Source organism: Pseudomonas sp. CFBP 13602, assembly GCF_014842725.1.
Lineage (GTDB): Bacteria > Pseudomonadota > Gammaproteobacteria > Pseudomonadales > Pseudomonadaceae > Aquipseudomonas > Aquipseudomonas baltica.
This window is the reverse complement of record NZ_JACYVT010000003.1, coordinates 67,473-89,367: the sequence shown is the minus strand read 5'-3', so window position 1 is coordinate 89,367 and position 21,895 is coordinate 67,473. Positions and strand designations below refer to the sequence as shown.

18 protein-coding genes and 2 pseudogenes are annotated in these 21,895 nt (G+C 63.8%); 13 read left to right on the top strand and 7 right to left on the bottom strand.

Annotated elements, in window-relative coordinates:
• From IFU31_RS06805 to IFU31_RS06760, 10 genes are all read left to right on the top strand, one after another.
• Positions 1-1,269: a CheR family methyltransferase gene (locus tag IFU31_RS06805; protein ID WP_192102591.1), complete on the top strand. Its 1,269-nt coding sequence runs from the start codon at positions 1-3 to the stop codon at positions 1,267-1,269.
• On the top strand, positions 1,266-1,943 hold the full coding sequence (locus IFU31_RS06800; protein ID WP_122795255.1) for a chemotaxis protein CheW: 678 nt from the start codon (positions 1,266-1,268) through the stop codon (positions 1,941-1,943). The genes IFU31_RS06805 and IFU31_RS06800 overlap by 4 nt, the downstream gene beginning before the upstream one ends.
• Positions 1,940-4,264, top strand: coding sequence for a hybrid sensor histidine kinase/response regulator (locus IFU31_RS06795; protein WP_192102590.1), 2,325 nt, complete (start codon positions 1,940-1,942; stop codon positions 4,262-4,264). The genes IFU31_RS06800 and IFU31_RS06795 overlap by 4 nt, the downstream gene beginning before the upstream one ends.
• Positions 4,261-5,271 (top strand): chemotaxis response regulator protein-glutamate methylesterase, encoded by a 1,011-nt coding sequence (gene cheB, locus IFU31_RS06790; protein ID WP_185795068.1) that lies wholly within the window; start codon positions 4,261-4,263, stop codon positions 5,269-5,271. The genes IFU31_RS06795 and cheB overlap by 4 nt, the downstream gene beginning before the upstream one ends.
• A 39-nt stretch (positions 5,272-5,310) precedes the next feature.
• Entirely contained in the window at positions 5,311-6,324 is a 1,014-nt protein-coding gene (locus tag IFU31_RS06785) for a diguanylate cyclase (RefSeq protein ID WP_122475057.1), read from the top strand.
• 113 nt (positions 6,325-6,437) lie between these two features.
• Positions 6,438-7,533 (top strand): peptide chain release factor 2 gene (gene prfB / locus IFU31_RS06780; protein WP_122475055.1). Its coding sequence is split into 2 segments (ribosomal slippage): positions 6,438-6,509 and positions 6,511-7,533, totalling 1,095 coding nucleotides; the frame shifts between segments, so codons are not numbered across the junction.
• A gap of 110 nt (positions 7,534-7,643) precedes the next feature.
• A complete protein-coding gene (lysS, locus tag IFU31_RS06775) occupies positions 7,644-9,146 on the top strand; it encodes a lysine--tRNA ligase (RefSeq protein WP_192102589.1) in 1,503 nt (500 codons plus the stop codon).
• Positions 9,147-9,344: 198 nt separating this feature from the next.
• Positions 9,345-10,055 (top strand): TetR family transcriptional regulator, encoded by a 711-nt coding sequence (locus IFU31_RS06770; protein WP_192102588.1) that lies wholly within the window; start codon positions 9,345-9,347, stop codon positions 10,053-10,055.
• 58 nt (positions 10,056-10,113) lie between these two features.
• A complete protein-coding gene (locus IFU31_RS06765; RefSeq protein WP_122475052.1) occupies positions 10,114-11,391 on the top strand; it encodes a flavohemoglobin expression-modulating QEGLA motif protein in 1,278 nt (425 codons plus the stop codon).
• 63 nt (positions 11,392-11,454) lie between these two features.
• Positions 11,455-12,363, top strand: coding sequence for an alpha/beta hydrolase (locus IFU31_RS06760; RefSeq protein ID WP_192102587.1), 909 nt, complete (start codon positions 11,455-11,457; stop codon positions 12,361-12,363).
• A 48-nt stretch (positions 12,364-12,411) separates the two neighbouring features.
• On the opposite strand, the gene IFU31_RS06755 is transcribed toward IFU31_RS06760, so the two are convergent.
• From IFU31_RS06755 to IFU31_RS06730, 7 genes and pseudogenes are all read right to left on the bottom strand, one after another.
• Positions 12,412-13,194, bottom strand: coding sequence for an OmpA family protein (locus tag IFU31_RS06755; RefSeq protein WP_122475048.1), 783 nt, complete (start codon positions 13,192-13,194; stop codon positions 12,412-12,414).
• A gap of 41 nt (positions 13,195-13,235) precedes the next feature.
• The gene (locus IFU31_RS06750; protein WP_122475046.1) at positions 13,236-13,649 is read right to left on the bottom strand and encodes a DUF4398 domain-containing protein; all 414 of its coding nucleotides are present in this window, start codon (positions 13,647-13,649) and stop codon (positions 13,236-13,238) included.
• Between the two features lie 246 nt (positions 13,650-13,895).
• Positions 13,896-14,339 (bottom strand): annotated as a pseudogene (locus tag IFU31_RS21850) (methyl-accepting chemotaxis protein); the annotation flags it as partial.
• A gap of 108 nt (positions 14,340-14,447) precedes the next feature.
• A pseudogene (locus IFU31_RS21845) lies at positions 14,448-15,164 on the bottom strand (PAS domain-containing protein); the annotation flags it as partial.
• Positions 15,165-15,395: 231 nt separating this feature from the next.
• Positions 15,396-16,208: an OmpA family protein gene (locus IFU31_RS06740; RefSeq protein ID WP_122475042.1), complete on the bottom strand. Its 813-nt coding sequence runs from the start codon at positions 16,206-16,208 to the stop codon at positions 15,396-15,398.
• A gap of 42 nt (positions 16,209-16,250) precedes the next feature.
• Entirely contained in the window at positions 16,251-16,655 is a 405-nt protein-coding gene (locus tag IFU31_RS06735; RefSeq protein WP_185795075.1) for a DUF4398 domain-containing protein, read from the bottom strand.
• Positions 16,656-16,895: 240 nt separating this feature from the next.
• Positions 16,896-17,240: a pilin assembly protein gene (locus tag IFU31_RS06730; protein ID WP_192058681.1), complete on the bottom strand. Its 345-nt coding sequence runs from the start codon at positions 17,238-17,240 to the stop codon at positions 16,896-16,898.
• A 231-nt stretch (positions 17,241-17,471) separates the two neighbouring features.
• Between IFU31_RS06730 and ppc the strand changes: the two genes are divergently transcribed.
• The 3 genes from ppc to tsaB all read left to right on the top strand — a co-directional run bounded on the left by ppc (position 17,472) and on the right by tsaB (position 21,834).
• The gene (gene ppc, locus IFU31_RS06725) at positions 17,472-20,117 is read left to right on the top strand and encodes a phosphoenolpyruvate carboxylase (RefSeq protein ID WP_192102585.1); all 2,646 of its coding nucleotides are present in this window, start codon (positions 17,472-17,474) and stop codon (positions 20,115-20,117) included.
• A 265-nt stretch (positions 20,118-20,382) separates the two neighbouring features.
• Complete coding sequence (adk, locus tag IFU31_RS06720) at positions 20,383-21,030, top strand: adenylate kinase (RefSeq protein ID WP_122475034.1); 648 nt, start codon at positions 20,383-20,385, stop codon at positions 21,028-21,030.
• Positions 21,031-21,153: 123 nt separating this feature from the next.
• Positions 21,154-21,834 (top strand): tRNA (adenosine(37)-N6)-threonylcarbamoyltransferase complex dimerization subunit type 1 TsaB, encoded by a 681-nt coding sequence (gene tsaB, locus IFU31_RS06715; RefSeq protein ID WP_122475032.1) that lies wholly within the window; start codon positions 21,154-21,156, stop codon positions 21,832-21,834.
• Positions 21,835-21,895 lie beyond the last annotated feature (61 nt).

Sequence of the window (21,895 nt, the reverse complement as noted above, 5' to 3'; positions counted from 1 at the left end):
ATGGGTGAAGAGCAGCGCTTCGTACGTTTTCTGCGTGAGCGCATCGGCCTGGACGTGGCCTCGGTAGGCCCGGCGCTGATCGAGCGCGCGGTCGCGCAGCGCAGCCAGGCTGCGCATGTCCGCGACCTGGATGCCTACTGGAAGCTGCTGCAGGGTTCGGCGGCCGAACAGCAGGCGCTGATCGAGGCGGTGATCGTCCCGGAAACCTGGTTCATGCGTTATCCCGAGTCCTTTGCCGCGCTGTGCAAGGTCGCCAAGGCGCGGCTCGCCGAACGGCCTGGCGTGGCGCTGCGCATCCTCAGCCTGCCGTGTTCCACTGGCGAGGAGCCGTACTCGATCGCCATGGCCTTGCTCGACGCCGGGCTGGCGCCGCAGCAATTCAGTGTGGACGGCGTGGACATCAGCCCCCTGTCGGTGGCCCGGGCAACGCGAGGGATCTATGGCCGCAATTCGTTTCGCGGCGCACCACTGACCTTTCGCGACCGCCATTTCGTGCCTGCGGACGAGGGGTATCTGCTCGATGCTCAGGTTCGGGCCCAGGTTCGCTTGCAGGTCGGTAACATTCTCGATCCGTTGCTGCTGGGCGGTGAACTGCCCTATGACTTCGTGTTCTGCCGCAACCTGCTCATCTATTTCGACCTGCCGACCCAGCAGCAGGTGTTCGAAGTGCTGAAGACATTCACCCGTGAAGACGGCGCGTTGTTCATCGGTCCTGCCGAAGGCAGCCTGCTGGCACGGTTGGGCATGCGCCCGATCGGTATTGCCCAGTCCTTCGCGTTCGTCCGCGATCGCCACGTCGCACCAACGCCCACGCCGCTGCCCCCGGCAACGGCGCGCCTGCAGATGCCGATCAAGTTGTTGCCCGAGCCGGGCAGGTTGCCCGTGCGAACGCGAACCCGCGCGCTGCCGGTGGCGAATGCCGCCGAGGCAGTGGCAAGCGATGGCGCCGGTCTGCTCGCGCAGATCGCCCGCTTGGCCAACGAAGGCAAGAGTGCCGAGGCGCAGGCCGCGTGCGACGCGTTCCTGCGCAGCCACGGTCCAGATCCCCAGGTGTTCTACTGGCTGGGCCTGCTCAGTGATGTCGGCGGCCAGGTGCTGCAGGCGCAGGGTTATTACCGCAAGGCGCTGTACCTAGACCCGCAGCACGCCGAGGCCCTGGCCCACCTGGCCATGCTGCTCACCGCCCAGGGCGACATTGCCGGGGCGCGGCGACTGCAGGAGCGCGCCGCACGCAACGACCGCCCGCATGTCCAGGAGCATAAGCGATGACCGCCCTGGACCTGATCGACAGCGACGCCCAGCAGATCGACGACTGCTGGAACCGTATTGGTATTCATGGCGACAAATCCTGCCCGTTGCTCGCCGAGCATATCCACTGCCGCAATTGCGCGGTGTACGCCTCGGCGGCCGTGCGCCTGCTGGACCGCTACGCGCTGGACCGCCAGCACGCGCCGATGCACTACAGCGAAACCCTGGGCCGGGTCGAAAGCAGGTCGCTGGTGCTGTTTCGCCTGGGCGATGAGTGGCTGGCGCTGGCCACCCGCTGCCTGGTCGAAGTGGCCCCGGTGCAGGCAGTGCATTCGCTGCCGCACCAGCGTTCGCGCGCCTTGCGCGGGGTCGCCAACGTGCGCGGCGCACTGGTGCCATGCCTGGCGTTGGAGGAACTGCTGGGCATCGACACCCAGCACGTCGCACCGGCCGCTTCGGCGCGGGTCATGCCACGCATGCTGATCATCGCCATAGACGGCGGCTCGGTGGTGGTACCGGTGGAAGAGGTGGATGGCATTCATCGGATCGACCTGGTCGAGCTCGAACAGGCGTCTACCGCCACCACCCAGGCGGGCGCCCGTTTCACTCAAGGGGTTCTGCCGTTTCGCCAGCGCAGTGTGCGCCTGCTCGATGACAAGGCGCTGCTGATCGCCATGAACCGGAGCCTGACATGACCCCGGAACAGATGCGCGACGCCTCGTTGCTGGAGCTGTTCAGCCTGGAAGCCGAGGCCCAGACCCAGGTGCTCAATGCCGGGCTGCTGGCCCTGGAACGCAATCCGACCCAGGCCGATCAACTGGAAGCGTGCATGCGCGCGGCCCACTCGCTCAAGGGTGCGGCACGCATCGTCGGCCTGGATGCCGGGGTGCGTGTGGCTCACGTGATGGAAGACTGCCTGGTCGCGGCGCAGGAGCGGCGTGTCTACCTGATGCCCGAACACATCGATGCGCTGCTGTTGGGCACCGACCTGCTGATGCGCGTCGGCACGCCCGGCCCTGGCGCACCGGGTACCCTCGATATCGATGCCTACGAGGCGCAGATGGCCGCGGTGATGGACCCGTTGGCGGCCGCGGCAGCGCAGGTACAGGTCAGCGTGCCCGTATCGGCCGTCCCGCTCGCGCCTGCCGAGCCGCCCATGGAGGTCGCGGCCGAGCCGCCTCGGGACATCGATCCGTCGCAAGCGATGCCCGGCCAGGACGACTCGGCCGCCGAACTACCTGCCAGCCGGGCGCGCCGGGTCAGCGATACCGGCGAGCGCGTGCTGCGGGTCACGGCGGAGCGTCTGAACAGCCTGCTGGACCTGTCGAGCAAGTCGCTGGTCGAAACCCAGCGCCTCAAGCCCTATCTGCTGACCATGCAGCGCCTCAAGCGCATGCAGGCGCAAAGCATCCGCGCGCTTGGCGGGCTTGCCGAACAATTGCAGCTCGAGGGCCACAGCGCAGAGGTACGCGACGCCCTGGCGCAGGCGCAGTCGCTGCTGGATCAGACCCAGCAGATGCTGCTGCAGCAGACCGCCGAACTGGACGATTTCGGCTGGCAGGCCAGCCAGCGCGCGCAGTTGCTGTACGACACGGCGCTGGCCTGCCGCATGCGCCCATTCGCCGACATGCTCGGTGGTCAGGAACGCATGGTCCGCGACCTCGGTCGTTCATTGGGCAAGCAGGTGCGCCTGGATATCGAAGGCGAGAAGACCCAGGTCGATCGCGACGTGCTGGAAAAGCTCGAAGCGCCCCTGACCCACTTGCTGCGCAACGCCGTCGACCACGGCATCGAAACCGCCGAGCAGCGATTGCTGGCCGGCAAGCCCGCCGAAGGTCGCGTGGTGCTGCGCGCTTCGCACCAGGCGGGCTTGCTGGTGGTGGAACTGAGCGACGACGGGGCGGGTGTCGACCTTGCCGCGCTGCGGCGCAGTATCGTCCAGCGCGGTTTGTCGGCCGCCGATACGGTGGAGCAGCTCAGTGAAGAAGAGCTGCTGAGCTTTCTGTTCCTGCCCGGCTTCAGCATGCGCGACACGGTAACCGAGGTCTCGGGCCGCGGCGTTGGCCTGGATGCGGTATTGCACCTGATTCGCCAGCTGCGTGGCTCGGTCGAACTGATTCAAGTGCCAGGGCAGGGCAGTCGCTTCCATATCGAGGTGCCGCTGACCCTGTCGGTGGTGCGCAGCCTGGCAGTGGAAGTGGGGGGCGAGGCCTATGCGTTTCCGCTGGCCCACATCGAACACACCATGGACCTGCCGGCCGAAGACATCATCCAGCTCGAGGGGCGCCAGCACTTCTGGTTCCAGAACCGCCATGTGGGGCTGGTTGCCGCCAGCCAGCTGCTGCAGAGGCCGGCCAGCCAGGGCGACGAAGCGAGCCTCAAAGTGGTGGTGATTCGCGACCGTGAAGCGATCTACGGCGTGGCCGTGGAACGCTTCATCGGCGAGCGCACGCTGGTGGTGCTGCCGCTGGACGCCCGCTTGGGCAAGGTCCAGGATATTTCCGCCGGTGCCTTGCTCGACAATGGTTCGGTGGTGCTGATCATCGACGTCGAAGACATGTTCCGCTCGGTGGAAAAGCTGCTCAATACCGGCCGCCTGGAGCGTATCGACAAGCGCAGCCAACAGGCCGAATCGGCTCGCAAGCGGGTACTGGTGGTGGATGATTCGCTCACCGTCCGCGAGCTGCAGCGCAAGCTGCTCAGCCATCGTGGCTATGACGTTGCGGTGGCCGTCGACGGCATGGATGGCTGGAACGCGTTGCGCAGCGAGGACTTCGACCTGCTGATCACCGACATCGACATGCCGCGCATGGACGGTATCGAATTGGTGACTCTGCTGCGCCGCGACACCCGCCTGCAATCGCTGCCGGTCATGGTGGTGTCCTACAAGGACCGGGAAGAGGACCGCCGCCGTGGCCTCGACGCCGGGGCCGATTATTATCTGGCCAAGGCCAGTTTCCACGACGATGCCTTGCTCGATGCGGTGGTTGAGTTGATCGGAGGAGCGCGGGGATGAGGATCGCCATCGTCAATGACATGCCCATGGCCGTGGAGGCGCTGCGTCGCGCGATCGCCTTCGAACCGTCCCATGACGTGGTATGGGTGGCCGCCAACGGTCGTGAGGCGGTCGAGCGCTGTCAGGCCGTGACTCCGGACCTGATCCTCATGGACCTGATCATGCCGGTCATGGACGGCGTGGAAGCCACCCGGCAGATCATGGCCAATACGCCCTGCGCCATCGTCATCGTCACCGTCGACCGCCAGCAGAACGTCCACCGCGTATTCGAGGCCATGGGCCATGGCGCCCTGGATGTGGTCGACACCCCTACACTGGGGGTGGGCGACGCTCGCGAAGCTGCAGCGCCGCTGCTGCGCAAGATCTTCAATATCGGCTGGCTGGTGGGCCAGCGCAGCCCGGCGGTGCGCAGCGAGTTGCCGCTGCCGCGCTCGGGCGGCGTGCGGCAGAAACTGGTGGCCATCGGTTCGTCGGCCGGCGGCCCGGCCGCGCTGGAAATCCTGCTCAAGGGGCTGCCACGCGATTACCCGGCGGCGATCGTGCTGGTCCAGCACGTGGACCAGGTGTTCGCCGCCGGAATGGCCGAGTGGCTGAGCAGCGCAGCCGGCTTGCCGGTGCGTCTGGCCCGCGACGGAGAAACGCCGTTGGCTGGCACTGTGCTACTGGCAGGCACCAATCATCATATTCGTCTGCTGAAAAATGGTACCTTAACCTACACGGCAGAACCGGTGGACGAGATCTACCGGCCCTCCATAGATGTTTTTTTCCGAAGCGTGGCGCAATTCTGGAATGGCGATGCAGTGGGCGTACTGCTCACCGGCATGGGCCGCGACGGCGCACAGGGCTTGAAGTCGATGCGTCAGCGCGGCTTCCTGACCATCGCGCAGGACCAGCAGAGCAGCGCTGTCTACGGAATGCCCAAAGCGGCGGCGGCCATTGACGCAGCTGTTGAAATTCGTCCGCTGGAGCGGATCGCACCCCGACTGATGGACGTATTTTCACGATGAACTCGAGCCACCGCGTAGGCAGTATCCAGGTGACAACGCATGATTGATCTACAGATCGAAGCCTTCAGGTCCAACGACAACAACAAGTCGATGGTACTTCTGGTGGACGACCAGGCCATGATCGGTGAAGCCATCCGTCGCAGTCTCAGCGACGAGGCCAACATCGACTTCCACTTTTGCGCCGATCCGCAGCAGGCCATCAACCAGGCCATGCGAATCAAGCCGACGGTGATCCTCCAGGACTTGATCATGCCGGGGCTCGACGGCCTGTCGCTGGTGCGTGACTATCGCAACCATCCGGCCACCCAGGACATCCCGATCATCGTGCTGTCGACCAAGGAAGACCCGCTGATCAAGAGCGCTGCCTTCGCCGCCGGCGCCAACGATTACCTGGTCAAGCTGCCCGACACCATCGAGCTGGTGGCGCGCATACGCTACCACTCCAAGTCGTACCTGACGCTGCTGCAGCGCGACGAAGCCTACCGTGCGCTGCGCGTGAGCCAGCAGCAACTGCTCGACACCAATTTGGTGCTGCAGCGGCTGATGAACTCCGATGGCCTGACCGCGCTGTCCAATCGTCGTCATTTCGACGAGTACCTGGAACTGGAATGGCGTCGCGCGATGCGTGACAAGACCCAGCTGTCGCTGTTGATGATCGACGTCGACTATTTCAAGTCCTATAACGACAACTTCGGCCACCTGGCAGGCGACGAAGCCTTGCGCCGCGTCGCCGACGCCATTCGCCATTCCAGCAACCGCTCCAGCGACCTGCCGGCGCGCTATGGCGGCGAAGAGTTCGCCCTGGTGCTGCCGGGTACCTCGCCTGGCGGCGCGCGGCTGGTTGCCGAGAAGCTGCGGCAGACCATTGCCGCCCTGAACATCCCCCACATCGCGCCCCAGGCCGATGCCTGCCTGACGGTGAGCATCGGCCTGTCGACCATGACCCCGCAGCAGGGCAGTCATTGCCGCGAGCTGATCCTGGCCGCCGACAAGGGCCTGTATACGGCCAAGCATGCCGGGCGCAATCAGGTAGTGGTCGGGGATCAGGGCTAGGCTGCCCGATCTTCCAAAAAAAAAGCCCGTCCCCTGCTCGGCGGGCTGCTGTCATTGGCCGGCTGCGGTATACTCTCCGGCTTTTGACACGTTACGCACGAGAGCTGCCCGCCATGGAAATCAACCCGATCCTTAACAGCATCAAGGACCTGTCCGAGCGCTCCGAAACCATTCGGGGGTATCTTTGACTACGATCAAAAGCATGAGCGTCTGACCGAAGTCAATCGCGAGCTTGAAGATCCCGCTGTCTGGAACAACCCTGCCTACGCCCAGGAACTGGGCCGCGAGCGTTCGCTGCTGGCGCAGATCGTCGACACCCTCGATGAAATGAACGCCGGCCTCGGCGATGCCCGCGACCTGCTGCAAATGGCGGCCGAAGAAGAAGACCAGAGCGCCGTCGACGACGTCTCCGCCGAAGTCGAGCGCCTGCGTGCCCAGCTCGAGAAGCTGGAATTCCGCCGCATGTTCAGCGGCGAGATGGACGCCAACAACGCCTACCTGGACATCCAGGCCGGCTCCGGCGGCACCGAAGCCCAGGACTGGGCCAACATCCTGCTGCGCATGTACCTGCGCTGGGCCGACAAGCGCGGTTTCGACACCACCATCATGGAGCTGTCGGCCGGTGAAGTCGCCGGTATCAAGGGCGCCACCCTGCACATCAAGGGCGAGTACGCCTTTGGCTGGCTGCGCACGGAAATCGGTGTCCACCGCCTGGTGCGCAAAAGCCCGTTCGACTCCGGCAACCGTCGCCACACCTCGTTCTCGGCCGTGTTCGTCTCGCCGGAAATCGATGACAACATCGAAATCGACATCAACCCGGCCGACCTGCGCATCGACACCTACCGCTCCTCCGGTGCCGGCGGCCAGCACGTCAACACCACCGACTCGGCGGTGCGTATCACCCACGTGCCGACCAACACCGTGGTCAGCTGCCAGAACGAACGTTCGCAGCATGCCAACAAAGACACGGCGATGAAGATGTTGCGTGCGCGCCTGTACGAGCAGGAAGTACAGAAGCGCAATGCCGCCTCGCAGGCGATGGAAGACAGCAAGTCTGACATCGGCTGGGGTCACCAGATTCGCTCTTATGTGCTCGACGCTTCGCGGATCAAGGATCTGCGTACCAACATCGAACGCAGCGACTGCGACAAGGTGCTCGACGGCGACATCGACGAATACCTCGAAGCCAGCTTGAAACAAGGGCTGTAACACCGCCTGGCAGGCTGGCGCAGCCATTGCGTCGGCCTGCCACGGCTGGCCTGCCCGCGATCCCGGCGCCGTAGTCGGGAGCAACGAACCCGTGATGGAAAATCCAAGACATGAGCGACCAACAACCCGACCCGCAAGACCTGCAACAGGAAGAGAACAGCCTGATCGCCCTGCGCAAGGAAAAGCTTGCTGCCGTGCGTGCCCAGGGCCAGGCCTTCCCCAACGATTTTCGTCGCGACAACTATGCAGGCGACTTGCAGAAGCAGTACGCCGACAAGACCAAGGAAGCGCTCGCCGAAGCGGCGATTCCGGTCAAGGTCGCCGGTCGCATCATGCTCAACCGTGGCTCGTTCATGGTGATCCAGGACATGACCGGGCGCATTCAGGTCTACGTCAATCGCAAGACCCTGCCCGAAGAAACCCTGGCTCAGGTGAAAACCTGGGACATGGGCGACATCATCGCGGCTGAAGGCACCCTGGCCCGTTCCGGCAAGGGCGACCTGTACGTCGAAATGACCAGCGTACGCCTGCTGACCAAGTCGCTGCGCCCGCTGCCCGACAAGCACCACGGCCTGGTCGATACCGAGCAGCGCTACCGTCAGCGCTATGTCGACCTGATCGTCAACGAGGAGGTGCGCGACACCTTCCGTGTGCGCTCCCAGGTCATCGCCCACATTCGCAGCTTCCTGGCCAAGCGCGACTTCCTCGAAGTCGAAACGCCGATGCTGCAGACCATTCCCGGCGGCGCTGCGGCCAAGCCGTTCGAAACCCACCACAATGCCCTGGACATGGAAATGTTCCTGCGCATCGCCCCGGAGCTGTACCTCAAGCGCCTGGTGGTCGGTGGCTTCGAAAAGGTCTTCGAGATCAACCGCAACTTCCGTAACGAAGGCGTTTCGACCCGGCACAACCCTGAGTTCACCATGCTCGAGTTCTACCAGGCCTACGCCGACTACGAAGACAACATGGACCTCACCGAAGAGCTGTTCCGTGAGCTGGCCCAGTTGGTACTGGGCAGCACCGACGTGCCCTACGGCGACAAGGTGTTCCATTTCGGCGAGCCGTTCGTACGCCTGTCGGTGTTCGACTCGATCCTCAAGTACAACCCCGAGCTGACGGTAGACGACCTCAACGATGTCGACAAGGCGCGTGCCATTGCCAAGAAGGCCGGCGCCAAGGTGCTGGGGTTCGAAGGCCTGGGCAAGCTGCAGGTGATGATTTTCGAAGAACTGGTCGAGCACAAGCTCGAGCAGCCGCACTTCATCACCCAGTATCCGTTCGAGGTGTCGCCACTGGCGCGCCGCAACGACGACAACCCCAACGTCACCGATCGCTTCGAGTTGTTCATCGGTGGCCGCGAGATTGCCAACGCCTATTCCGAGCTCAATGACGCCGAAGACCAGGCCGCACGCTTCATGGCCCAAGTGGCGGACAAGGATGCCGGCGACGACGAAGCCATGCACTACGACGCCGATTTCGTTCGGGCGCTCGAATACGGCATGCCGCCGACGGCCGGCGAGGGTATCGGTATCGATCGCCTGGTCATGCTGCTGACCGATTCGCCTTCGATCCGCGATGTGATCCTGTTCCCGCACATGCGACCACAAGCCTGACGGTCGTTGATCAGCCGCCCCATGGGGCGGCTTTTTTATGAGCGCAGATCAGCGGTGTCATTGCCGGCCCCGACGCGGCTTGCGCCGCTGCTACAGGGATTGCGATCTCACGCCGTCGTTACAGGCGATTACGCTATCGTGTAGCAGCGGTGCAAGCCGCGTCGGCACCCACTCCCACTCACTCAAAGGATACGAGCAGTGATCCCAGCCACACCCAGACAGGGAGCCGCCAGCGTTGCCTCGACGCTCGCCCGCAACGTCCAGTATCAAGGCCGCAAGGCCAGCCGACAGGGCAGCGAACTGCGCCGCCAGGAAATCCTCGACGCAGCCATGCGCATCGTCGTGCGCGATGGGGTGCGGGGTGTGCGCCATCGCGCCGTGGCCGCCGAAGCCGGGGTGCCGCTGTCGGCTACTACCTACTACTTCAAGGACATCGATGACCTGCTCAACGATGCCTTCGCCCAGTACGTCGAGCGCAGCGCCGTGTTCATGGCCAAGTTGTGGAGCAACACCGAAGAGCTGCTGCGCGCCCTGATCGCCCGCGGCGACGGCAGCCCCCAGGCCCGCGCTGCCCTGGCCGACGAAATCGCCCGCCTGACCGCCGACTACGTCATGCATCAGCTGCAGACCCGTCGCGACCAATTGATTGCCGAGCAGGCTTTCCGCCAGGAAGCGTTGCTCAACCCGCGCCTGGCCGAACTGGTGCTGGCGCATCAGGACATTCTGCTGCAGGGCGGGCGGCAGATGCTCGAGGTGCTTGGCTCGCGCGAACCGTCGCAGGACGCACAGGTGTTGACGGCGATTATCGGCCGGATGGAATATCAGGGTCTGCTGGCCAGTGCCCCTGCCGATGCCGACCGTGAAATGCTCGGCATCCTTACCCGTTTCATGCAGTGGGTACTGAGCTGAGCCCCATGCAGTGAGAGGTCCGCTGCCGGCGGGCCGAGCCAGAACGAGGAGCAGTACGGTGGACGAGTATCAGCAGACGATTCGAGACCTGTCCGACCGCATCGTGCACGCGCAGACGCCGATCCGCGTACTTGATGCGGTGAAATGGGACGACTCCATTCGTCACGGCTTTCTGCAGGCGGGCGGCAAGCAGATGCCTGCGGTCGACCGCGACTATTACCAGAACCGCGCGCTGGGCTTCGACTCCAGTGCGGTCAAACTGGAATTCCAGAACATCGAGCGCGACATCACCCGTCAGCTCGGCCAGTTCAACCCGGTCGGGCAGATCATGCGGCGCATGTGCAAGGAGTACCGCATGGTGGTGCGCATGCTCGAGGCGCGCGGCACCGAGGACTTCGGCTTGATCTCGCAGGAGCTGTACGGCGCCGCGTCGGATGCGTTTCATGCCGGCGATCCGACCCTGGCCGACCTCGGCCTGATGCTCTCGGACTACCTGAACAACATTGCCGGGCGCGGCGACCTCAAGGACGAAGCCAAGACCCTGACCGCCAAGGATGCAGTGAACATGCTGCAAGGACGCCTGAACCGTGTGTTCGGCGAAACCGAGGGCACCATCCGCGTGTTCGAATCCGATGGCATCGTCGCCGACGCTGCCGCAGGGGCGGACTACATCAAGATCCGCAGCGATGCCATGTTCAACGAGCGCGATGTGCGCGCCCTCGAGGTGCACGAGGGCCTGGTCCATGTTGCCACCACCCTCAATGGCCAGAACCAGCCGATCTGCACCTTCCTGTCCAAGGGTCCGCCGTCGTCCACCGTGACCCAGGAAGGCTTGGCGATCCTGATGGAAGTGATCGCCTTCGCTTCCTACCCCAGCCGCCTGCGCAAGCTGACCAATCGCACGCGCGCGATCCACATGGTCGAGGAGGGCGCCGACTTCCTGCAGGTGTTCGAATTCTTTCGCGAAGAAGGCTTCGAGATGCCCGAGGCCTACGGCAACGCCAGCCGCGTGTTCCGCGGCTCGACTCCGACCGGGCTGCCATTCACCAAGGATTTGTCGTACCTCAAAGGCTTCATCATGGTCTACAACTACATTCAGCTGGCCGTGCGCAAGGGCAAGCTGGAACAGGTGCCGCTGCTGTTCTGTGGCAAGACCACCCTGGAGGACATGCGCACGTTGCGCCAGTTGGTCGACGAAGGACTGGTGACGCCGCCCAAGTACCTGCCCGAACAGTTCCGTGACATGAACGCACTGTCCGCCTGGATGTGCTTCTCGAACTTCCTCAATCACCTGAGCCTGGACCGAATTGAAGCCGACTACTCGAACATCCTCTGACCTGCCGACGCAGCTGCATCGACCCCCTGTAGCAGCGGCGCGAGCCGCGTCCGGGCGTTGCACATGAAGGCCTGCCTATCGCGACGCCTGCCAGCGCTGCTGCTGCTGACCGTGGTACTGAGTGGCTGCAGCTCATTATTGTTCTACCCCGAGCGGGGGTTGCCGTTCACCCCGGAAAAAGCCGGGCTGGGTTTCGAGGACGTCAAGCTCACGGCCGCCGACGGTACCCGATTGCACGGTTGGTGGCTGCCTGCCAAGCCCGGTGTCGAGGTCAAGGGCACCGTGCTGCACCTGCACGGCAACGGCGGCAACCTGGCCTGGCACCTGGGCGGCAGCTGGTGGTTGCCCGAGCAGGGCTATCAGGTGCTGATGCTCGACTACCGTGGCTACGGGATGTCCGGGGGTTCGCCCAGCCTGCCGGCGATCTACCAGGACATCGACGCCGCGTTCGCCTGGCTGGCGAGCAAGCCGGAGGTGCAGGGCAAGCCGTTGGTCCTGCTGGGGCAAAGCCTGGGCGGCGCCATGGCCGTGCACTACCTGGCCGAACACCCCAGGCAACGCCAGCGCCTGCAGGCGCTGGTGCTCGATGGCGTCCCTGCCAGTTACCGCGCCGTTGGCCAGTACGCACTGAGCACGTCCTGGCTGACCTGGCCACTGCAGGTGCCGCTGGCCTGGCTGGTGCCCGACAGCGACAGTGCGATCCGCTCCATCGCCCAGCTCAAGGGCACACCGGCGCTGCTCTTCCAGAGCATGGACGACTCTATCGTGCCGTTGGCCAACGGTATCGCGCTGTACCAGCAGGCACCGCTGCCGCGAGTCCTGCAACTGACCCGTGGGGGACATGTGCAGACGTTCGCCGACCCTACCTGGCGCCAGGTCATGCTGCGCTACCTGGACGACCCGCAGCATTTCAATGGCCTGCGCCGTCTGGGCGAGATTCCCAACTACCCAACGCCCGCTGCGGACAAATGAAAACGCCCCGGTGATCACTCACCGGGGCGTTCGATTACAGCGCGAGGATCAACGCATCGACGAGCGTGGAGCCACTGGCTGGTTGTCGTTGGAAATGGTCACTTCCACGCGACGGTTCTGGGCGCGGCCCGAGTTGCTGGTGTTGTCGGCAACCGGGTATTCCTTGCCATAGCCCTGGGCGACGACGCGCGAAGGCTCGACGCCAGCGCGGACCAGTGCGGCCATTACCGAAGTGGCGCGACGCTCGGACAGGCTCTGGTTGTAGGCAGCCGAACCGGTGCTGTCGGTGTAGCCCTCGACGATGACCTTGCGATCAGGGTTTTCCTGAAGGAACTGGGCCAGCTTGGCCACGTTGACGAACGCGGACGATTTCAGCTCGGCCTTGTTCAGGTCGAACAGCACGTCACCAAAGGTCACCAGGGTGCCGCGGTCAGTCTGCTTGGCGTTCAGGCTTTCCTGAAGCTTCTTGATCTGAGCGTCGCGGGCATCCAGGCGAGCCTGAGCGCGCTGGGCAGCTGCGCCTTTGAGGTTTTCCTCGGCGCTGCGCAGGGCGATGGTCTGCTTGGCCACTTCAACGCGCTGGTTGGTCAGGTAGGCCAGTTGATCGACTTTCTTCGCGTCGGCGTCGTCGCGGAAGGCTTTGTCAGCCTTGTCCAGCCACTCCGACGCGTCCTTGGTTTCCAGGGCCGCCAGTTGTACCGACTTGGGGTTGGTCTGCAGGGACGAGAAATTGGTCCGCGCCTGTTCCAGGTTAGGGTTCGGCGGAGTGGAGCAAGCTGCCAGGCCAACGCTGAGAGCCAACAGAGCAGGAACCATCAATTGTTTACGCATAATCTTCATCCTTTATTCGAGTTCAAGTCGCGATGGGCAGCTTACTGAACGCTGCGGCCGGCTTCGTCACGCAGGTCCTGTACACCCTGCTTGGAGTCTTGCAGGGCCTTGGCGGCTTTGCCGGCCTGGGCCTTGCGCTCGGCCAGACGTGCGTCCCACTCGGCCTGTTCGGCCAGCATCTTGGCTTTCTCGTAGTTCTTGTCATGCATGGCGATTTCCGCCTGCTTGAACTTGTCCTGCGCCGCTTTCATTTCGACGGCAGCGTATTCGGTACCGCCAGCGCTAACGGCGCTGTTCACAGCCGACTCGGTCACAGCGTACTGTTCGGTCGGTGGCTTGCCGGCGCAGCCAGCCAGGACGAAGGTGGTACCCAGTGCCAGGGCAGCCAGTTTCAGCCCGCGCAGAGGGTTGGACGAGGTTTTGGCAGTACGGGTATTCATGGCTTTCAACTCCATTGGATAGCTCCTGAAAAACATCAAAATCCATGACAGTCGAACGTTTCGCGCGCCTGGGTCAAGCCCGGCGACTCACTGACGCCGCTGGCTGTAATGGTTAAACGTTGGGACACAAGAGAATTTTGAATAGTTCAGAAATTTGTCCGAATGGGCGGTTTTTTTCTGACGCCGTGGGTTTGGCGCCATGAAAAAGCCCGTGATACGGATGTCGACTACATACCGTGTACACAGCTGCCTGGAACTCGACTAGGACTCGGCGCCCAGCTGGGTAGCAAAGCTCTCGACCGCGCCTAGCACGCGCTTCGCACCGTCCTGAATTTCGGTGATGACCGTGCCTGCCTGGTTCGCCAGTTGCAGGCCAGACTCGGCTTTGTGTTTGCCGGCGCCGATGGTGGCTACTGCACCGGTGGCCAGTTTCTGGTTCTGCTGCACCACGCTCTCGATCTCTGCAGTGGCTTGGGTCGTGCGCGATGCCAGCTGCCGGACTTCATCGGCGACGACTGCAAAACCGCGACCCTGTTCACCGGCTCGCGCAGCTTCGATAGCGGCGTTCAGCGCCAGTAGATTGGTTTGCGCGGCGATTCCGCTGATCGTCTTGATGATGTTGGAAATGACCTGGCTCTGCTCGTCCAGCGCCTCGATGCCTTCGGCGGCGCTTTGCATGTGATGAGCCAGATCCTTCATCACTTCGACCGTCTCACGCACGACTTGCGCCCCGCGCAGTGCAGTTTCATCCGTGCGCACCGACGTGTCGTACGCCACCGTGGCGGCTTCGGCGATGGCTATTTCACGCTCTACCATCTCGGTAATGACGGTAGCGACCTTCACCACCTTGTAGACTTTGCCATTGCCATCCCGGACCGGGTTGTAGGACGCTTCGAGCCACACATCCCGGCCCTTGCTGTCGATGCGTTTGAAGCGCTGGGCAACGAACTCCCCCCGGCGCAGCCGATCCCAGAACGCCTGGTATTCGCTGGAGTCGGCGATGTCGCTGCTGCAGAACAGCCGGTGGTGCTTGCCCTTTACCTGCTCCAGGCGATAGCCCATCGCCTGCAGAAACAGGTCGTTGGCGGTGAGCACGTGCCCGCTGAGGTCGAACTCGATCACCGCAGTAGAGCGCAACAGTGCCTGGATGAAGTTCTCGTGGGCGCGAGAGGTTTCGATGGTATTGGTCAGGTCGCTTGCGTAGCAGGAGAATTTGAGCAACGTGCCGTCGGTGGCGCGTACAGGGTGCATGATGACGCGCAGCCAGGTTTCGCCGCCGTCCTTGCGCAACAGCCGCCAGGCGCCACAGAAATGTTCGCCCTGCCGGATCGCGGTCCGCACCCGCGCATAGTGCGGGTCGCTGCGCACCTGTTCGGCAACGAGGCTTTCCAGCGGTTTGCCCGCCAGCTCGTCATTGCGGTATTGCAGCACTTCCTCGAAGTTGGCATTCACGCCGAGAATGCACCCGCGAGGGTCGAGCCTCAGGTGGATGGTTTCTTCGTCCAGGCCCTGACGGATCTGCCTGACCATTGCCACTTCCTCACGCAAGGCGGCCATTTCGTTTTTCATGCGTTTGAAAGAGAACATGTGGCAGGCCTCGGGTAGGGGAAGGGCACCTAGATTATCGACCGCGCAGAACCATACTTAAGGCCAAGGTGCTCGCGAACCGACCGCGCATTCGTCGCGATGAAACGCCCGGGCATGAAACGCCCGGGCATGAAAAACCCGGCGCGCAGGCCGGGCTTTTCGAGGCATCGTGGATCAATGCAGCGAAGCGCGGCTCCTGACCGGCTGGTTGTCGTTGGAAATGGTCACCTCTACCCGGCGATTCTGTGTCCGACCCGAGGCGTCGCCGTTGCTGGCAACCGGGTAGGCCATACCCAGCCCCTGAGCCACGATACGTTCGGCACCCACGCCCGTACGCACCAGCTGCACCATGACGGCATTGGCGCGTCGCTGTGACAGGGTCTGGTTGAAGGAAGCCGAACCCGTGCTGTCGGTATGCCCTTCGACGATGACCTTGCGGTCCGGGTTGTCGCGCAGGAACTGCGCCAGGCGGCCTATGTTGTCGTAGGCATTGGCGCGCAGCTCGGCTTGCCCCACTTCGAACAGCACATCGCCGAAGGTCACCAGGCTGCCGCGCTCGGTCTGTGCCACGGCCATCACTTCGGCTGCGGGCTGCTTGGCATTGAGGCTTTCCTGCAGTTTCTTGATCTGCGCATCGCGAGCTTCCAGGCGGGCCTGCGCACGCAGCGCGGCGACACCCTGGATCGCGTGCTCGGCCGTGCGCAGTTCGATGGTGTGCTTGGCAACTTCGACACGCTGATTGCTCAGGTAGGCCAGATGACCCACGTGCTCATCGGCCTCGTTGGCGCGAGCGGCCGCTTCGGCGCGCTCCAGCCAGTCGGCGGCGTCCTTGGTCTCCAGGGCGGCCAACTGTACCGACTTGGGGTTGCCCTGCAGGCCGGCGAAGTTGGCCTGGGCCTGCACCAGTTGTGGGTTGGGGGTCTTGGAGCAGGCAGCCAGCAGTACGAACAGCGCCGACAGGGCGGGGAACTTGAATGTGTTGTTCACGGTATTTTCCTGAATCTTGAAAGAAGAACGCGAAGGCCAGGCTCAAGAAGCAGCGCGCAGGCCTTCCTCGCGCAGGTCCTGGACGCCCTGGCGGGCATCGTCGACGGCGCGGCGAGCCTTGGCGGCCTGAGCCTTGCGCTCGGCCACACGGGCATCCCACTCAGCCTGCTCGGCAAGGCGCCGGGCTTCATCGTGGTGCTTGCGGTGCAGGGCGATTTCAGCGTTCTTGAGTTTGTCCTGGGCGGACTTCATTTCGATGGCGGCGAACTCGGTGCCACCGGCGCTCACCGCCGCATTGACGGCCGACCGGCTCAGCGCATATTGCTCGACCGGTGCGTTGCTGGCACAGCCTGTCAGCACGACACCGGCAGCAAGGCATACAAGGGCTGTTTTCAAAGGGCCGAAAGACGACCTTACGCTGGATGTATTCACGCGATAGTGCTCCATTGGACAGCGATTGATTGCTTCGTCCGCTATCCGCGACGCGCCGGAGTGGGCCTGTCGCTGGGATGCGCTGCGGACGGATCGGTGGCCATTACCTGGCTCTTTTTTTCGAGTCTACAATCGCTATGGAACACTATCCTATTGATTTATATGGTTTTATACGTGGAGGCCTGGTTTTTTTTCTGACCATTTGACCCGGCGCGTTATGGGTGTAGGAATATTCTTAAAGTTAATAGTCCATGTTCAGTCTGGAGTGTCATCCGCATTGTGTTTCAAGCGCCCAAGGTGTTCACGCGACAGCGCCAGGAAACGCGGCGTCGCGCCGATGTCTTCGTACATCGGGTCGCCTTCTTCGTCGGTAGCGATGACCTTGGTCCCCTTGACGTAGGGAAAGCTGCCTTCGAGTTCTTCGAGTGCCGCACCGATCAGTTCGCCCAGCAGTTCCTGAGCGTGATGCTTGGGGTACATCTGGGTCAGGGCCGCCAGGCGTGCGGCCGACTCCATGTCCAGATGTATGTTGATACCCGTGTCGGTCAGTCGGCCCTTGGCGTTCTGTTCCCAATGCTCGGCCAGTTCATGAATCTTCATAAATACCTCTTGCCCAGGTTGTTCACGCCCCGTCCAGCACGCTTGTCAGCCTCGGCTCGGCTGGGGCACTCTTTACTGTACAGCCGTCGTTGCATGGCAGTAGTTGTTGCGTACCAGTAGTTTGTAGAGCCATTTTTCCCGTGCTTGTTCAGTGGCCATGGCGATCGAATCACCGGTCGCGCCGCGCGGGCTGGAAGGGCACACCGTTTCCAAGCAATGGAGAAAATGCCGATGTCCGATATCGATCTGCGCCTGCGCGAAGACGTGCACCTGCTGGGTGAATTGCTGGGCAATACCATCCGCGAGCAGTACGGCGACGCCTTTCTGGAAAAGATCGAGCGCATACGGCGTGGCGCCAAGGCGGACCGTCGGGCTGATCCGTCCGGTGATGCGGTCAGCGCCGAACTGCGCTCCAGCCTGGACGACCTCGGTGAGCAAGAGCTGCTGCCCGTGGCCCGCGCCTTCAATCAATTCCTCAACCTGGCCAATATCTGCGAGCAATACCAACTGATCCGCCGTCGCGACGAGGGCCAGCCCGAACCTTTCGAAAACCTTGCCCTGGGCGAGCTGCTGGGGCGGTTGAAAAGCGCCGGGCACAGCCCTGAAGCCTTGGCGCAGCAGTTGCTGGCGCTGGATATCGAGCTGGTGTTGACCGCGCACCCCACCGAAGTGGCTCGCCGCACGCTGATCCAGAAATACGACGCCATCGCTGCGCAGTTGGCCTTGCATGACCACCGCGATCTCACCACCGCCGAGCGCAACGCGGTGCGCGAGCGCCTGCAGCGGTTGATCGCCGAGGCCTGGCACACCGAAGAAATCCGTCGTACCCGACCCACGCCTGTTGATGAGGCCAAGTGGGGTTTCGCGGTCATCGAAAATTCGCTGTGGCAAGCGGTGCCCAACCACCTGCGCAAGGTCGACGCGGCATTGCAGGCCGCCACCGGCCAACGCCTGCCGTTGGGCGCTGCACCCATACACTTCGCTTCGTGGATGGGCGGCGACCGCGACGGCAATCCGAACGTGACAGCCAAGGTTACTCGCGAAGTGCTGCTGCTGGCGCGCTGGATGGCGGCGGATCTGTTTCTGCGCGATGTCGACCAATTGGCCGCCGATCTGTCCATGCAGCAGGCCAGTGCGCCGCTCATGGCCCAGGCGTCCGACAGCCGCGAACCCTATCGCGCCGTGCTCAAGCAACTGCGCGAACGCCTGCGGGCCACGCGCAACTGGGCCCATGCCTCGCTGCCGGGCGATCAGCCCGGCGATGACCAGGTGCTGCAGGACAATCGCGAGTTGATCGAGCCGTTGCAGCTGTGCTTCGACTCACTGCACGCCTGCGGCATGGGCGTGATCGCCGATGGAGCGCTGCTGGACTGCCTGCGCCGCGCCGTGACCTTCGGCCTGTTTCTGGTGCGCCTCGACGTGCGTCAGGATTCGACCCGCCATCGCGCAGCGTTGAGCGAGATCACCGAGTACCTGGGGTTGGGTCGCTATGCCGACTGGGACGAAGAGGCGCGGGTCGAATTCCTCGTGCGCGAGCTCGCCAATCGCCGGCCGTTGCTGCCGGCCTGCTTCGAACCCAGCGAAGACACTGCCGAAGTGCTGGCTACCTGCCGCGAGGTAGCGGCCGCGCCGGCTGCGTCGCTGGGCTCCTACGTGATCTCCATGGCGGGCGCCGCCTCCGACGTGCTGGCGGTGCAGCTTCTGCTCAAGGAGTCCGGGCTGCGTCGATCGATGCGCGTGGTGCCGCTGTTCGAAACCTTGGCCGACCTCGACAATGCCGGCCCGGTGCTGGAGCGCCTGCTGAAGCTGCCTGACTACCGCAGCTCGCTGCAGGGTCCGCAGGAGGTGATGATCGGCTACTCCGATTCGGCCAAGGATGCCGGGACCACCGCCGCCGCATGGGCGCAGTACCGGGCCCAGGAAACCCTGGTGAACATTTGCCAGGCGCACGGCGTCGAGCTGTTGCTGTTCCATGGTCGCGGCGGCACCGTCGGCCGTGGCGGCGGTCCGGCCCATGCGGCCATTCTGTCGCAGCCACCAGGCTCGGTGGCGGGGCGCTTCCGCACCACCGAACAGGGCGAAATGATCCGCTTCAAGTTCGGCCTGCCGGACATCGCCGAGCAAAATCTCAACCTGTATGTCGCCGCCGTGCTGGAAGCCACCGTGCTGCCTCCGCCGCTGCCCGAGCCTGCCTGGCGCACCGTGATGGACGAGTTGGCGGAGCAGGGCGTCAAGGCCTATCGGCAGGTGGTGCGCGAGAACCCGCACTTCGTCGAGTACTTCCGCCAGGCCACGCCCGAACAGGAGCTTGGTCGTTTGCCACTGGGCAGCCGTCCGGCCAAGCGCCGGCAGGGCGGCATCGAAAGCCTGCGCGCCATTCCGTGGATCTTCGGCTGGACCCAGACGCGGTTGATGCTGCCCGCCTGGCTGGGCTGGGAGGCGGCCCTGGGCGCAGCGCTGGCGCGTGGCCAGGCTGCGCAACTGGCTTCGATGCGCGCCCACTGGCCGTTCTTCCGCACGCGCATCGACATGCTCGAGATGGTGCTGGCCAAGGCCGATGCCGAGATTGCGGCGCTGTACGACGTGCGGCTGGTCGAACCCGAGCTGCAGCCATTGGGCGCGCAACTGCGCGACCTATTGTCGCAGTGTTGCGCGGCCGTGCTGGGCCTGACCGGGCAGACTCACCTGCTTGCGCACAGCCCGACGACCCTGGAGTTCTTCAGCCTGCGCAACACCTACCTGGATCCGTTGCATCAGTTGCAGGCCGAACTGCTGAAACGCTCGCGCGCCCGCGAAGCGGCGCTGGACAGCCCTCTGGAACAGGCCCTGCTGGTCACCGTGGCAGGCATCGCTGCCGGGTTGCGCAATACCGGTTGAGACAGGCGGTCGATCGGTGCAGCCGGGCAGCCACCAGCCCGGGTGCAACCGATTGACGGTAATACCCGGTACAACCCCTGCAGGACACCGTCCCCGGGGGCGGGTGCCTGCGACTTTCGGTGGCTTGTGTGCCCCGTGCCCGCTGTGTATCTTGATCAGCCTTTGGCCATCTTGCGGCCATCATTTTTCTTGGGAAGGGCTTCTGCCGTCAGCGCGGCGGAAGCAGATTCGACGACTATCTATAAAAATCGAGAGGAGCACATCGATGCGCGTGATTCTGCTGGGAGCTCCCGGGGCCGGTAAAGGTACTCAGGCAAAATTCATCACCGAAAAATTCGGTATCCCGCAAATTTCCACGGGCGACATGCTCCGTGCTGCCGTCAAGGCCGGTAGCGAACTGGGCGTGCTGGCCAAGAGCGTCATGGACAGCGGTGGCCTGGTGTCCGACGACCTGATCATTGCCCTGGTCAAGGAGCGCATTGCCCAGCCCGACTGTGCCAACGGCTTCCTCTTCGATGGCTTCCCGCGCACCATTCCGCAGGCCGAAGCGCTGGTCACCAATGGTGTGGAGCTCGATCACGTTCTGGAAATCGCCGTCGACGACGAAGAGATCGTTCAGCGTATCGCCGGCCGTCGGGTCCATGAGGCATCGGGCCGGGTCTATCACACCGTCTACAATCCACCGCGCGAAGCGGGCAAGGATGACGTGACCGGTGAGGCGTTGGTGCAGCGCAAGGACGACACCGAGGAAACCGTGCGTCATCGCCTCTCGGTCTACCACTCGCAGACCAAGCCCTTGGTGGCCTTCTACAACGAACTGGCGGCTGCCCATGGCAAGCCCAAGTGCAGCCACGTCGAAGGCGTCGGTTCGGTCGCCGACATCACCGCCAAGGTGCTTGCCGCACTGAGCTGAGTGCTGGCATCCAGACGCGTGGCACCCACACACTGGGTGTCGGCCACTGCCTTGCCATGAACGGCCCGCTTGCGGGCCGTAGTTGTCTATAATCGCCTATTCCCCCTTGCCTGGACCCTTTCGATGACCACCCTGCTGGCCCTGGACACTGCCACTGAAGCCTGTTCCGTTGCGTTGCTGCACGATGGCAAGGTGTCGAGCCACTATGAAGTGATCCCGCGCCTTCACGCGCAGAAGCTGCTGCCGATGATCAAGACCTTGCTGGCCGAAGCGGGGGTAGCGCTGACGGCCGTCGATGCGATCGCTTTCGGGCGCGGCCCGGGCGCGTTCACCGGGGTGCGCATCGCGGTGGGGGTGGTCCAGGGCCTGGCGTTCGGTCTGGATCGTCCCGTGTTGCCAGTGTCCAACCTGGCCCTGCTGGCGCAGCGCGCCTGGCGCGAGCATGGCGTCGGCCAGGTAGCGGCCGCGATCGACGCGCGCATGGACGAGGTGTACTGGGGTTGTTATCGGGAGCACGCGGGAGAAATGCGCCTGCAGGGTGAAGAGGGGGTATTCGCTCCCGAACGTGCCCTGCTGCCGGCCCAAGCCTCTGGCGAATGGTTCGGCGCAGGCACCGGCTGGACCTATGCCGAGCGGATCGCTGTGCCCATCGTAGGGCGTGACGCCGATCTGCTGCCCCATGCGCAAGACCTGCTCGAGCTTGCACGGTTTGCCTGGGCGCGTGGCGAAGGCTTGCCCGCCGATGGCGCCCAGCCGGTCTATCTGCGTGACAACGTTGCCACACCGAAGAAGTCGCCGTTGTAGTACGCTTCGTCGGCGTTCAAGCCTGTAGTGCGCATTTCATCGGCATAATCTGCCATGAAGA

Bases quoted from the DNA above. Each gene is read 5' to 3' on its own strand.
- IFU31_RS06805 (WP_192102591.1), top strand. From the start codon at position 1: ATGGGTGAAGAGCAGCGCTTCGTACGTTTTCTGCGTGAGCGCATCGGC.
- IFU31_RS06800 (WP_122795255.1), top strand. From the start codon at position 1,266: ATGACCGCCCTGGACCTGATCGACAGCGACGCCCAGCAGATCGACGAC.
- IFU31_RS06795 (WP_192102590.1), top strand. From the start codon at position 1,940: ATGACCCCGGAACAGATGCGCGACGCCTCGTTGCTGGAGCTGTTCAGC.
- cheB (WP_185795068.1), top strand. From the start codon at position 4,261: ATGAGGATCGCCATCGTCAATGACATGCCCATGGCCGTGGAGGCGCTG.
- IFU31_RS06785 (WP_122475057.1), top strand. From the start codon at position 5,311: ATGATTGATCTACAGATCGAAGCCTTCAGGTCCAACGACAACAACAAG.
- lysS (WP_192102589.1), top strand. From the start codon at position 7,644: ATGAGCGACCAACAACCCGACCCGCAAGACCTGCAACAGGAAGAGAAC.
- IFU31_RS06760 (WP_192102587.1), top strand. From the start codon at position 11,455: ATGAAGGCCTGCCTATCGCGACGCCTGCCAGCGCTGCTGCTGCTGACC.
- IFU31_RS06755 (WP_122475048.1), bottom strand. From the start codon at position 13,194: ATGCGTAAACAATTGATGGTTCCTGCTCTGTTGGCTCTCAGCGTTGGC.
- IFU31_RS06750 (WP_122475046.1), bottom strand. From the start codon at position 13,649: ATGGAGTTGAAAGCCATGAATACCCGTACTGCCAAAACCTCGTCCAAC.
- IFU31_RS06735 (WP_185795075.1), bottom strand. From the start codon at position 16,655: ATGGAGCACTATCGCGTGAATACATCCAGCGTAAGGTCGTCTTTCGGC.
- IFU31_RS06730 (WP_192058681.1), bottom strand. From the start codon at position 17,240: ATGAAGATTCATGAACTGGCCGAGCATTGGGAACAGAACGCCAAGGGC.
- ppc (WP_192102585.1), top strand. From the start codon at position 17,472: ATGTCCGATATCGATCTGCGCCTGCGCGAAGACGTGCACCTGCTGGGT.
- adk (WP_122475034.1), top strand. From the start codon at position 20,383: ATGCGCGTGATTCTGCTGGGAGCTCCCGGGGCCGGTAAAGGTACTCAG.
- tsaB (WP_122475032.1), top strand. From the start codon at position 21,154: ATGACCACCCTGCTGGCCCTGGACACTGCCACTGAAGCCTGTTCCGTT.